This window comes from Paenibacillus sp. J22P51 (assembly GCF_059692215.1).
Genome location: NZ_JCAUAZ010000016.1, coordinates 57,528 through 71,190, shown reverse-complemented (window position 1 = coordinate 71,190; position 13,663 = coordinate 57,528). Strand labels below are relative to the sequence as shown.

Sequence of the window (13,663 nt, the reverse complement as noted above, 5' to 3'; positions counted from 1 at the left end):
TCCTTATCTCAAATAAGGATTCAATATATAAAAACCCCCAGGGGTAAAAAATGGAGGAATTCACAAATGAGTATCAAGCAAAAGTTAGGAATGGGTATGTTGACAGCTTCACTAGGGCTTTCATTAATTGGAGGCGGTACATACGCATACTTCAATGATGTTGACACGATCAACAATAGCTTTGCATCAGGCACATTAGATTTGAAAGTTACACAAGGTGAAAATAGCCCAATTAATTTCGATCTCAGCAATTTGAAGCCTCAAGACTCTGTTACCAGACTATTTAAATTAGATGCAGATGGTTCATTATCCATTCAGAAAGTCTTACTGGAACTTAAAGCTAGTGGAAGTGATTTTGTTGATGGATATACAGGTGCAATTGGAAATGTCAATGAAATGAAAGATTTCTTAAATCAGTTCCGTGTAACAATGTTTAAAGGTGTAATTGCACCTGATGGAACTGTTGGCTTTGGTCCAAATGGTGATATCGTCAAAGCGGGACAATATCTAACGCTGCTTGACCTTTGGGAAGCTAACCCTACTCAAGGTACCGGAGTATTGTCAGCTAAAATTGCAGCTCCTTTCTATGATTCTCTAACCGATACTATTAATTTGGCTCCTACAGGAATATCAGTTAATCCAAATGATCAAGATGGAGTACAAATGACAATTACATTTAATGATGATGGTACTAACCAAAATCGCTTCCAAGGTGACTCTGCGAAGTTCCAATTCGTACTTACCGCAACACAGGCTGCAGGAGTTGCTGTAGGTGCTGCACCTAATAGTAACGGGAATTTATCAGGTAATGAGGCAATTGCACCTACTTCAACGGTTACACCTGGTTCAACAGTATCACCAGCTGTAAACCCAGGAACAGATGTTCCTGCTGATAGCTAATATTACTTAAAAGTTAAAAAAAGGGTGGGATTCTCCCCACCCTTTTTTTAGTGTAATCTCCGGACAGGGGTTATCATTATGATTAAAAAAGCGGCTTTTTTCTCAAGAATAATTAGCTTTCTTTTGGTGGGTATTTTACTAATTACTGCTGGGCTAATTGCTGTAAGTGCAGCACCGATAGGTGAAACGTGGGCAATAAACGGTCCAAAAGTCATTGATATAGCAACGACACCGACACGCACCTTATTTAACGTCAACAATATGAAGCCCGGAGATTGGGCAACACAAAGGTTGACCATAAAAAACAATGGGAACATTGATTTTGTTTATACGGGGAAAGCTGACTTTACGTCAGGTAATAAAAATCTATACCGTGAGTTACTACTTAACATAAGTTATAATAATTTAATCTTATACGAAGGAAAACTAAGTGACTTTAAGACATTTGCACCGCGATTCTTAGCAAACTTTAGTGAAGAATCACTTGACTTTACAATTAAATTTCCCGAATATCTCGGAAATGAATATCAGGGCGTATCTGTCTCTTTTAAACTAGATTTTCTTGCGGAAAACAACACATTAATTGCTACAAATTTAACTTTGAATGGACCTTCAAGCGGAGACTATAATGATCCGGTCACTTTTATCGCTCATTTGACAGATGATTCAAGGGTACCTGTTCCTGGTGCACGACTTACCTTACATCTAGGAAATCAAAGTTTTAGCTCGATTACCGACAATATGGGTAATGCCTCCTTTACCATTATTCCAAATCAGCCTGCGGGTCCATATACGTTATCTGCCAGCTTTGCAGGGGATTCAACCTACGTACCAAGCCGGACCTCAAAAACATTTATAATAACTCTAGAGGAAACCACACTCAATATCATTTCTTCTAGTACCTTGCCGACGGGTGCAGTTGAAGTCAAGGCGCAGCTGAAAGAGGATGGAATTACCCCTATTGCTAATCGTACAGTGACCTTTAAAGCTGGGGGAGTACAAGGAAGCGGTATAACGGATGCAAATGGTATCGCAACAGTAACGTTACAGTTATCTTCGAATCAATATGCACTGAATGCCAACTTCGCTGGGGATGCTTACTATGAACCAAACTCCGCAGCAGCACAAATCTTATATGTGTATCAACCTTCACAGTTTGTCATTTGGGGCGGAAACTTTCCAAATTTATTGGACGCAGTGAAACCTGGACAAAATTACGTTTTCTGGGGAGCCCAATGGGCTAAGCAAGTTACCGCGGGAGATTATCAGGCAAACCCAAGTTTTAAAGGATATGCTTCTAATGTAGGTTCTGACATTTGGGTAACATCTCCTGGGAATTCTAGTAATCCACCGCAAAATATATCGAACTATATTAGTGTCATTGTGGCAACACACATCGATAAGAATGGAAGCTCAATAACAGGTGACATTGCGGAAGTTGTGATATTAAAAGTGGATAACCCGAATTCTTATGGACCGAATCCAGGGCATAGCGGTTCAGGAACCATGATTACTGTAGCTCAAAGGTGAGATAGTAAAAAAGCGACCGATCTAAATGATCGGCCGCTTTTTTGCGTTAACGCAAATGGCGTTTCCAATATTTATAATTTTTTCTGGGAAATAGGGCAAACTGAAACGAACATAGCACATATCACATCTGGGTGGTGTACACATTGTTATCTGATCTGAAGCGATTGTTAATTGGTCAACCCCTGAAGTCACACGAATTGGGGGAGCAGAAGCTTAATAAAAAGAAAGCCCTAGCGATTCTTTCATCGGATGCGCTTTCCTCGGTTGCATATGGACCTGAGCAGATTCTGCTCGTGTTAATAACGGTTAGTGCAGCGGCTTTTTGGTATACAATCCCTATCGCTTTCGGTGTTCTGTTTCTCTTAGTAGCTCTTGTTTTGTCGTATCGACAAATCATCTTTGCTTATCCGCAAGGAGGGGGAGCCTATGTCGTTTCGAAGGAAAACCTCGGAATGAACGCAGGATTATTCGCTGGAGGCTCCTTATTAGTCGATTACATTTTGACCGTAGCAGTAAGTATATCCGCGGGTACTGATGCGGTGACGTCAGCCTTTCCAAGTCTGCACGCGTACACGGTCCCTATTGCACTCGCACTTGTGCTCTTTATTACGATTCTCAATCTTCGCGGAATAACAGAGTCAGCCTCTATTTTAGCCTATCCCGTGTATTTGTTTGTGGTTGCGCTGTTTATCCTTATTGGTGTCGGTTTGTATAAGATCTTTACAGGTCAAATTTCTCCTGATTTGCATGCTCCCTTAGGGACACCTGTTACGGGTATTTCCTTATTCATATTGTTAAGAGCCTTCTCATCGGGAAGCTCGGCTTTAACGGGGGTCGAGGCCATATCCAATGCCATTCCCAACTTCAAGGAGCCTGCCCCGCAAAATGCTTCCAAAACCTTGATGGCCATGGGCTTGCTATTGGCTATTTTATTCGCGGGCATCATTTACTTAGCGTACTACTATGGCATTACGCCACTTGAAAAGGAAACAGTCGTTTCCCAAATCGCAACGGTCACGTTTGGGCGAAACGTGATGTATTATGTGGTTCAAGGTACAACGGCGATGATTCTAGTTCTCGCTGCGAATACGGGATATTCCGCGTTCCCCCTGTTGGCGGTTAATCTGGCCAAAGATAAATTTATTGCCAGAATGTTTACGATGCGCGGAGACCGATTAGGGTACTCGAACGGGATCATTTTCCTAGCTGTTACCTCGATGCTGCTAATCATCTTGTTCAAAGGGCAAACGGAGCAGCTAATCCCTCTCTATGCCGTCGGTGTATTCATCCCATTTACGCTTGCACAGACCGGTATGCTGATGAAGTGGATACGGGAGAAGCCGAGCGGCTGGTTGCTTAAATTAACAATAAATTTGGTCGGTGCGTTCATGAGCTTCATTGTCATGATGATTTTCTTTATCACCAAGTTTGGACAAGTGTGGAGTGTGCTTATCTTCCTGCCACTGATTGTTTTCATTTTTCATCAAATCAAAAAGCACTACGATGCCGTCGGCGAACAATTGCGATTATCTTCTTGTGAACCAGCGATTCCGATTGAAGGAAATGTCATGATCGTACCTGTTGCTGGCTTCACATATGTGGTGGAGAATTCGTTGAACTATGCCAAATCGCTGTCCCCAGATCAGATTATCGCGGTGTATGTGGCTTTTGAGAGAGATGATGAGAAAAAGTTTGAGGAGAAATGGATTAAGTGGCAGCCTGATGTGCGTTTAGTCACGTTGCATTCCCATTATCGAAGTATTGTTCATCCGTTGACGAAATTTATTGATACTGTTGAACATAAAGCCGCGGAATCTAATTACCGGGTAACCGTTATCATCCCCCAGTTTATACCGAAAAAAAACTGGCACAATATCCTTCACAATCAATCGAGTTTGCTGATCAGGGCATTCCTGCTGTATAAGCGGAATCTTATCGTAACGACGGTGCCGTATCATTTGAAAAAATAACATGCCTGAAAAGGGTAGTACTACTTCACAGTAGGGCTACCCTTTTTCATTAAGTTTTCCATCTGATGCTCTTCACTCACCCGTTTCATGAATGCATGAAGCTCTTCCTCTGTTTCACAAATGGCTGTATGCTCCAACCAAACAAAGAATTTCTTCTTAAGAATGGCTGAAGCATGAAGGGGGTATCTGTCCCGAGATTTAATGATATACAAACCTGAGGAAACTTCATTCCATGGTGACTTGAAAATCGTACGAATGGATAATCGAGTCCGAGTCTCCCAGTCCTGTTTCTTTTGCTTGTTTCTTATCGACTCATACATTCTCATGATGATCTGATGATCGGATATTTCGGTCCATTAGCCATAATACACCGAACCACTCATAATCTAAATCAATCGGATTCAACAAATGGGGTAGGATCCCTAAATAATAACGGGGGGAGGAAGTCATGACATTTCTCCTTCTGACTCTTTGGTCGTAACAGCGGAACTGCCAAAAGTCACTTTGCTTGATTGAAAACCATCACTTTTACGAAATAATTGTAACGTTGAACCGTATAAAAAGGGGGTAAAGAATCGATAGCAATCGTATAAAAATACAATAAAAAGGCAAATCTACTGATTTTCTCAAAGCCGTGGGAGTATAGGCTAATTACTACGAAATGACAAAAACGGAAGCGAGCCGAAGCATTTATATCAAAAATGGATGTTTTTTTAATTTGGATCCGCTTTCATTTGCCTAATTAGCTGGAAAATACCAAATAAAGTCCCTCCACGGCGTTTTACAATCTTAGCTATAAGGCGTAACATTCGGTTCAACAACAGATCATGTTAAAGCATAACGCTGAGTTCCCGTAAGGGAAACGGGGGAACCAATAGAAGCCGATTGGATACAGCATCGGTTTCTCGGGGTGAATCTAAAGCAAGCGCAGCTTGCTAAGGTAGGGCACTTCCAAGCCCGAATCCGACAGCTAACCTCGTAAGCGCATTGGGAGAGAACCGCCTTCTTTTCGTGCCTTCAACAGCGCGTGTATTAACGCTGCTCCGAAGCCCGAGAGTAGAGATTCTCTGCTCTTTGGCTTCTTTTTGTTGTTCACAATTGAGGAGAGTGAATCTATTATGTATCCCGAACCCCTGACTCTAATAAGAGAATCAGATGAATGACGAAGGAATGTAAGATTACCCGCATTGAATGTTTTCGATTTGATTGTGAATTATCCGATAAACTGGATCCTGGGCATGGTACAGACTGTCAATGCGGTTTACTGACGATTTCAACGAATCTTGGAACATGCGGTTTAGGGCAATTCGTGATTCCATGCGGCAACCTTAAAGGGGATTTCGTTCAATGGGCGGCAGTTTTCCAGAAGCTCAAAGGTTTAACCCTTAAGGACGGTTTGCAGTACGTTCATCAGAAACAAGAGGCATGGGGAGAAGTACGAACACATTTAATTGCATCTGCACTAACGAATTTATCTGAAAAGCTAGAGAACTCATCACATGCAAGTGAACAAGAACTATCTTGCCTATCTGATCGCACTTATTTATTTGATCATTCTGGGGCGTACGTCTCTTTCTAGGGGCGACGCTTGTTGGCAAATTAAAAGAGCACCTCCATCCACTTGTGATACGAGTGGTGAGGTGCTCTTTTAATTTAGCTAGGATTGGCTGGGACGAGAATATATTTTTATACTTTTTTTATACGGATGCTATAGATTCTTTACCCCCTTTTTATGCGGATCGGCGTTACAATGTTTCAGGAAAGGGGGCGGTGATCGTCATGCAAAGTGATTTTTTGCTGATAGCTGCGCCAACCAAAGCAGGCGAGGAGTTTATGAAACATACGAAATTGGTTGGCCTTCCTTTTGTTGCATTAACTAACAACAAGATGGAGAGAATCAAGTTAGAGAGTCAAGGAGTGAAACAAATTATCCAAGTGGATACTTCGGATCCTGGGGCGTCCATCATTCCCGATTTTCCGATTGGGAATGTCGTTCTGTTCGAGGAAAGCTTACCTTTATGCTGCAGGTATATCCGGATATGCCGTAGTTGGACCTCCAGGTCCATTTATGTCATCACGCAAAGCGTGAATCCCCGGTTAATTTACAAAGGATTGGGTGCTGATTATGTCATTTATTCTAAAAATGGTGATGTCAAATTTCTAATATCATCCCTTAAAACAAATAAAACATAAGTTTGTCTGATTTGAAGGAGGTGTGTCATGTACAACGATGTAACGATGATATTATTATTTGCACTAACTTTTCTAGGGTTTTGGGGATTTGCGAAATATTGTGAAAAAGCGTAAAGGAGGTAACCATATGATTGTTATAGGACTCATTGGATGTGCCATTATGGTATATCTCGGTTTTGTTTTAGTAAAGCCAGAGAAATTTTAATTATAGAATATGAACTTATGTAAGCAGGGGGAGAACCTACTATGGGTATGGGATTGTTACAAGTAGTCGTCACACTAGGGATTATCATGCTTTTGGTAAAGCCTGTGGGAAGTTACTTGGTAAAAGTTTTCGGCTATGAAAAGAGTGGCCTTGATCGTGTTTTTGGTCCTTTCGAACGTGTATCTTATCGCATTATGGGCGTTAAAGAAGACGAAGCCATGGGTTGGAAAAAGTATTTAGGAGCTGTACTGTTAGTTAACTTTGTCATGATGCTGCTCATTTATGCAGTATTTCGGCTTCAAAGATACTTACCGCTTAACCCTGATGGTATAAGTAATATGCCTCCGGCATTAGCTTTCAATACAGCTGTTTCCTTTATTACAAATACGAACTGGCAAGCCTACAGCGGTGAAAATACCCTGTCATATTTCTCTCAAATGGTGGCCATTACGTTTCCGATGTTTACATCGGCGGCAACCGGATTCGCTATTGCCGTTGCATTCACACGCGGTCTAGTTGGCCGTCAAGATAATCTTGGGAACTTTTACGTGGATATAACAAGAGCGATTACACGCGTATTTCTACCGCTAAGCTTCATTGTTGCTTTAGTTTTAGTGTTTCAAGGTATTCCACAAACATTACTAGGAGCCGTACAAGCTACAACTATTGAAGGTGCTCAGCAAACGATTACTCGTGGTTTAGTTGCTTCTCTGGAATCGATTAAACATATTGGCACCAACGGTGGTGGCTGGTTCGGTACGAATGCTGCACATCCTTTTGAAAATCCGACGCCTGTATCCAACTTGATCCACATTATCTGTATGATGCTGCTTCCTACTTCACTGGTGTACGCATTCGGACTTATGATCAAGAACAAGAAGCAAGGCTGGACGATCTTTGCTGCTATGGGAATTATCTTTATCGTGATGTTGTCAACGGTTTTCTATGCCGAGTATAAAGGGATAACTGCGATCGATGCGATGGGTGTGCATGGCAATATGGAAGGCAAGGAAGTTCGGTTTGGTGTGTCTGAGACTGCCTTATTTACAGCAGTAACTACGGCAGCAACCACAGGCAGCGTAAATGCGATGCACGAGTCGCTTACTCCGCTCGGAAGCATTGCCCCTTTTGCAGAGATGATGCTGAACAATGTGTTCGGGGGTAAAGGAGTAGGCTTGTTAAACGGATTGCTTTACTTGATCTTATCCGTCTTTATCTGTGGACTCATGGTTGGTCGTACACCTGAGTTTTTAGGTAAAAAAATTGAAGGTAAAGAGGTCAAGTTAGCCGCCATCGCGATTCTGATCCATCCGCTCATCATTCTGGCACCAACAGCTTGGGCGCTGATTCGCCCTGAATCTGTTACTTCTATAGCGAATCAAGGCATGCATGGTCTTTCGGAAGTGCTGTATGCCTTCACATCGGGTGCATCCAATAATGGATCTGCCTTCGGTGGTTTGACTGCCAATACGAACTTCTACAACTTGGGTATTGGTATGGTCATGCTGTTTGGCCGTTACATTTCAATCATCGCGATGCTGGCCATTGCGGGTTCCCTTGCTACGAAGCGAGTCGTTCCTGTGACGACAGGTACATTGCGGACAAATACACCCTTATTTATGGGGATTTTAATCATGATTATTCTAGTTATTGGTGCTCTAACGTTCTTCCCGGCGCTGGCATTGGGGCCGATTGCTGAACACTTGGCGGCGCGTTAAGGGATAGACGTAGAATCTGAGAGACTTTGAGCTACGCTCAAAGGTCCCTGTAACACCCCACAAAGTGACGCTAAGCTCAGAAGCATATTCCGATTACTTTGCGGGGGCCCCAAATGAAACTTTAGGAGTGATTTACTTGGCTGCGGAACGTAAAAAAACAATGACAAAAGACATTATGAATCAAGCTATCGTTGATTCGTTTAAAAAATTAAATCCTTGGGTGATGATCAAAAACCCGGTTATGTTTGTAGTAGAGATTGGTACTGTAATTACCTTACTGCTTTCACTCGCACCAGAGTTATTCGGCAGTACAGAAGTAGGGCGGGGTTATAACATCGCGGTGTTCTTGATCTTATTGTTCACCTTGCTTTTCGCTAACTTCGCAGAAGCTTTGGCGGAAGGCCGCGGTAAGGCGCAGGCCGATTCTTTACGGAAGACGAAATCAGATACAATGGCTCGCCTGGTTCAAAAGGATGGTTCTTATAAGCAAGTGTCTTCGACTTCTCTTCGTAAGGGGGATGTGGTTCGTATTGAAATGGGAGAGATCATCCCGTCCGATGGCGAAATCATTGAGGGCTTAGCTTCCATTGATGAGTCAGCTATTACAGGGGAATCTGCTCCGGTAATTAAGGAAGCAGGCGGCGATTTCTCATCTGTGACAGGCGGTACGCGGGTAGCTTCTGACTACATTGTAGTGAAAGTGTTGACGGATCCCGGCGAATCATTCTTGGATCGCATGATTGCGCTCGTGGAAGGTGCCAAACGGCAGAAAACACCAAACGAAATTGCGTTAACTACGCTGCTTGCTGTATTAACACTGATCTTCTTAATCGTCATTATGACGATGGTTCCGATGGCATCGTATTTAAACGTAAAATTAGAAATTTCCACGTTGATTGCGCTGCTTGTTTGTCTCATTCCAACGACAATCGGCGGTCTCTTGTCAGCGATTGGTATCGCAGGTATGGACCGTGTGACCCAGTTTAATGTGCTAGCGATGTCCGGTAAGGCGGTTGAAGCCGCTGGCGATATCGACACTATGATATTGGATAAAACAGGGACGATTACGTTCGGTAATCGGATGGCTTCCGAGTTTGTACCTGTGAACGGTGTAGCTGCGAAAGAAATCACCTTTGCAGCGCTGCAAGCCTCTGTGAAGGATGAAACACCAGAAGGACGATCCATTGTAGAGCTTGCCAATAAACTTGGCGAGTCTTGGCAAGCGAGTGGCTATGAGGGTGCAGAAGTGGTCGAGTTTACCGCTGAAACGCGTATGTCTGGGCTTGATTTAGCTAACGGCGTGAAAATCCGCAAAGGCGCGGTAGATGCGATCAAAAAATATGTAGCTGCGCTTGGCGGCAAAATTCCAGCAGACCTAGAAACGATAACGAACAAAATTGCGAAAGCCGGAGGCACTCCGCTGGCCGTCGCGGTTAACGAGCGGATCTATGGCGTTATTTACCTCAAGGATACGGTAAAACCGGGCTTGAAGGAACGTTTTGCGGAACTTCGCGCAATGGGCATCAAAACCGTTATGTGTACAGGCGATAACCCATTAACAGCTGCAACGATTGCACTCGAGGCCGGTGTTGATGAGTTTATAGCTGAAGCGAAGCCGGAAGATAAAATTGCTGCGATCAAGAAAGAACAGCAAGAAGGCAAACTCGTTGCCATGACAGGCGACGGGACGAATGACGCTCCTGCGCTTGCTCAAGCGGATGTAGGACTTGCGATGAATTCAGGGACGATGGCTGCCAAAGAGGCGGCTAACATGATCGATTTGGATTCTGATCCTACCAAGCTGCTTTCTGTGATATCCATTGGTAAACAACTCTTAATCACTCGTGGAGCTTTGACGACGTTTTCGATCGCCAACGACATTGCTAAATACTTCGCAATCATCCCTGCGATGTTTATTCTAGCTATGCCGCAGCTGCAGGCCTTGAATATTATGAATCTGGCGTCGCCAGAATCGGCCATTCTATCCGCCTTAATTTTCAATGCCATCATCATCCCGCTGTTGATTCCAATAGCAATGAAGGGTGTTAAGTATCGGGCGATGTCGGCTGATAAATTGTTATCGCGTAATGTTTTGATCTACGGTATCGGCGGTGTCGTTGTGCCATTTATTGGGATTAAAATTATTGATATGGTACTTCACGGCTTAAACATCGTGTAAAGAGAAAGAGAAACGAGGAGATCGCGTTATGAAATCGGTTATGATAGCTGTTCGTGTGTCGTTATTGTTCATGATCGTCTGTGGGCTAATCTATCCACTTGCTACGACAGGGGTGGCTCAAGTTTTATTTCCCAAACAAGCAAATGGAAGTCTCATAGAATCAAGCGGTACGGTCATTGGATCGGAATTATTGGCTCAAAGCTTCGAGTCTCCAAAGCTTTTCCACCCAAGAGCTTCTGCAGCCAAGTATGATCCTACGGCATCATCAGGTTCAAATACAGCAGTAGCATCAAGCGATTATGCTGCGGCAATGGCAGAGAAGATTGATGCCTGGAAGAAAGAAAATCCGAAGCTAACGGAAGTTCCGGCTGACTTGGTTACTGTCTCTGGTTCCGGTTTTGACCCTGACTTGTCTCCAGAAGGGGCAAAAGCCCAAGTCCCTAGAATTAGTAAAGAAACGGGGATTGCTGAGAGCAAACTGAATGACCTAGTTGATCAATTTACGAAAACAAGGCAGCTCGGAATATTCGGTGAACCTAGAGTCAATGTGACTGAATTGAATATGGAACTGCTCAAGCAAGTGAAATTGTGACCGCAGGCAACCACTCTCGATATGTGAGAGTGGTTTCTGCACGTTTAGAGAAAGGGGGAGGAAGTGACTAGTATGGATGGTTTCAAAAGAAAAACACCAGAAGAGATCCTATTATCCATCTCCAAACTGCACCGCGGTACCTTTAAAATTTATATCGGGGCGGTCAGCGGATCTGGTAAAACGTATCACATGCTGCGAGAAGGACATAATCTCAAGGGACAAGGAATCGATGTGGTGATATGTGCGGTTTCGACGCTCCAACGACCGGAAACCGTGGAACAATTGGGGGATTTGGAGAGGATACCAAGCATTCATTGGATGAAAGACGGCGTGGAACAAAAGGATCTGAACATGGATGCCTTACTCGAGAGAAACCCTGAAGTTGTTCTCGTTGATGGGCTTGCTCATCAGAACCGAGAAGGCGCCAAATTTCCAACCAGGCTCGAAGATATTAAATATTTACTCTCCCACGATATTAGCGTGATCAGCACGGCGAATGTCTATGAGCTAGAAGGGACGATGGAAGTTGCTCATAAGCTAACAGGCATTGAAGTAGGGCACTGTGTTCCCTCGGATACACTAGAACTGGCCGATGAGGTGAGGCTGATCGATGCAACGCCGGAAACGATTTTAACGCGGCTTGGAGAGGGGCATTTAAAGGGGAACAAAGATGCAGCCTTATTTAAACGCGGTAATTTGGGTGTTCTGCGGGAATTGGCTCTTCGTCTTGTTGCCGAGGATGTAAATGATTCTTTGGAAGCACATCGTGAACAAATGGGGTTTCAGGGGCCATCCGGAGCGACGGAACGCATTCTGGTTACAACGCAATATCACTGGAATGGATCCATTTATGTACGCCGTGGTCAACAAATCGCGAAGCGATTGAATGGTGATCTGCATGTGGTCACGCTGCGCAAACAAGGTAAAACGCTTACCAAAGAAGCGGCTACTTTTCGAAGGTCAATTATGAAGCTTGTAGAGAAAGTAGGCGGTAAATTTGAAGAGCTGCCGCTTTCTTTTCGCCGCTGCATTCCTAAGATCTTAGTGAACTATGCGAATGCAAATCATGTTACACGCATTGTATTAGGGCATTCCAAACAAACGAAATGGCAAACTTTTTTACAAGGCTCGGTTATCAATGGCGTGTTAAAAAGAACCCAAAATATCGATGTGTTTCTGGTAGCTGATCGTGCTTCTCAGGAGGGAGAGCGTATTCTGCCTGCTCATATTCACACGCCCAAGGAGCCTTACAAATATAGACGTCTGAGCAAACAAGAAGTGGAGGCGAAAATCGAAAAAATCAGACGCGGCAGATTCAAGGTTTACATTGGCGCTGCGCCTGGTGTCGGTAAAACGTACACGATGCTGCGGGAAGGAAATGATCTGCTCAAAAAGGGGATCGATGTGAAGATTGGCTTGCTTGAAACCCATGGAAGAAAAGAGACGACCCAGCAAGTGGGTGATCTTGACATCGTGCCGCGAGCCGTAAACCAATATCAAGGCGTAAGGCTGGAGGAAATGGATACAGAAGCCATTATTCGTCTGCGACCTGAAGTGGTCTTAGTGGATGAGCTTGCGCATTCCAACGTACCAGGAAGTAAGAATAAAAAACGCTATGAAGATGTGTTGGAGATTCTGGAAGCGGGCATTTCGGTTATCTCGACTGTAAATGTTCAGCATTTGGAGAGCCTGAATGATGCAGTTGAGCATATAACGGGTATTCGCGTGCGGGAAACTGTACCAGATAGCATCCTACGTACAGCAGATGAAGTTCAGTTAATTGACGTTTCCCCAGAAGCGCTGCAGCTTCGTATGAGAGACGGCAAGATTTATGCGATGGTCAAGGTAGATCAGGCGTTAAACAACTTTTTTAAAACGGGGAATCTGATCGCTTTGCGTGAATTAGCGCTGCGCGAAATCGCGGATGATGTGGATGAACGTTTGGAATCGATGGAGCGTAAGAGCTCTCTGCGTGGTCCATGGCGGCGGAAAGAAGTCATTTACGTGTGTGTGACGGAAATCACGCAGGCTGACCGATTAATTAGGCGGGGGTTTCGCATTGCACATCGGCTTAAAGCCGCTTGGCATGTAAGCTTTATTGCGGCTCGGCATACGGATGACGAGTGGAAGACAATGCTAGAGACGCTAGAGAAGCTGACCCTTCGCTTGGGAGGCGAATTTTCCTATCAGGAGGTAATGAATCGTAATCAAATTCCACGTGTTTTTGCAGCGAAAGCAAGTAACGCCGGAGCTACGCAAATCATCGTTTGGAAAGACGATATCGTCAAAAAGCTTTTGCCTCATGCAAGCACAATGGATGTGCTCATTGTTGCCGATTATGACTCGTGGCAAACTTCGAGAAATAAGGTAAAATAA

10 protein-coding genes and 1 riboswitch are annotated in these 13,663 nt (G+C 43.9%); all 10 genes read left to right on the top strand.

The features are described from left to right. Window positions 1-66 precede the first annotated feature (66 nt). The 10 genes from AC58QC_RS25285 (at window position 67) to AC58QC_RS25240 (ending at window position 13,663) form a co-directional block, all read left to right on the top strand. Window positions 67-900: a TasA family protein gene (locus tag AC58QC_RS25285; protein WP_497417811.1), complete on the top strand. Its 834-nt coding sequence runs from the start codon at window positions 67-69 to the stop codon at window positions 898-900. A gap of 78 nt (window positions 901-978) precedes the next feature. Further along, window positions 979-2,430, top strand: a complete 1,452-nt coding sequence (locus AC58QC_RS25280; protein ID WP_497417810.1) for a hypothetical protein — start codon at window positions 979-981, stop codon at window positions 2,428-2,430. A gap of 143 nt (window positions 2,431-2,573) precedes the next feature. Continuing rightward, window positions 2,574-4,400, top strand: coding sequence for an APC family permease (locus AC58QC_RS25275; RefSeq protein ID WP_497417809.1), 1,827 nt, complete (start codon window positions 2,574-2,576; stop codon window positions 4,398-4,400). Window positions 4,401-5,231: 831 nt separating this feature from the next. Continuing rightward, window positions 5,232-5,401, top strand: a riboswitch (cyclic di-AMP (ydaO/yuaA leader). Window positions 5,402-5,559: 158 nt separating this feature from the next. Beyond that, on the top strand, window positions 5,560-5,979 hold the full coding sequence (locus tag AC58QC_RS25270) for a hypothetical protein (RefSeq protein ID WP_497417808.1): 420 nt from the start codon (window positions 5,560-5,562) through the stop codon (window positions 5,977-5,979). A gap of 200 nt (window positions 5,980-6,179) precedes the next feature. Then, the gene (locus AC58QC_RS25265) at window positions 6,180-6,593 is read left to right on the top strand and encodes a hypothetical protein (RefSeq protein ID WP_497417807.1); all 414 of its coding nucleotides are present in this window, start codon (window positions 6,180-6,182) and stop codon (window positions 6,591-6,593) included. A 127-nt stretch (window positions 6,594-6,720) separates the two neighbouring features. Then, window positions 6,721-6,798 (top strand): potassium-transporting ATPase subunit F, encoded by a 78-nt coding sequence (locus tag AC58QC_RS25260; protein WP_171631218.1) that lies wholly within the window; start codon window positions 6,721-6,723, stop codon window positions 6,796-6,798. 47 nt (window positions 6,799-6,845) lie between these two features. Further along, window positions 6,846-8,516, top strand: a complete 1,671-nt coding sequence (gene kdpA, locus AC58QC_RS25255) for a potassium-transporting ATPase subunit KdpA (RefSeq protein ID WP_497417863.1) — start codon at window positions 6,846-6,848, stop codon at window positions 8,514-8,516. Between the two features lie 160 nt (window positions 8,517-8,676). Next, complete coding sequence (gene kdpB / locus AC58QC_RS25250; protein WP_497417862.1) at window positions 8,677-10,695, top strand: potassium-transporting ATPase subunit KdpB; 2,019 nt, start codon at window positions 8,677-8,679, stop codon at window positions 10,693-10,695. Between the two features lie 28 nt (window positions 10,696-10,723). Then, complete coding sequence (gene kdpC / locus AC58QC_RS25245) at window positions 10,724-11,287, top strand: potassium-transporting ATPase subunit KdpC (protein ID WP_497417806.1); 564 nt, start codon at window positions 10,724-10,726, stop codon at window positions 11,285-11,287. A 72-nt stretch (window positions 11,288-11,359) separates the two neighbouring features. Beyond that, window positions 11,360-13,663 carry a histidine kinase gene (locus AC58QC_RS25240; protein WP_497417805.1) on the top strand — a complete coding sequence of 768 codons (2,304 nt, stop codon included), beginning with the start codon at window positions 11,360-11,362 and terminating at the stop codon, window positions 13,661-13,663.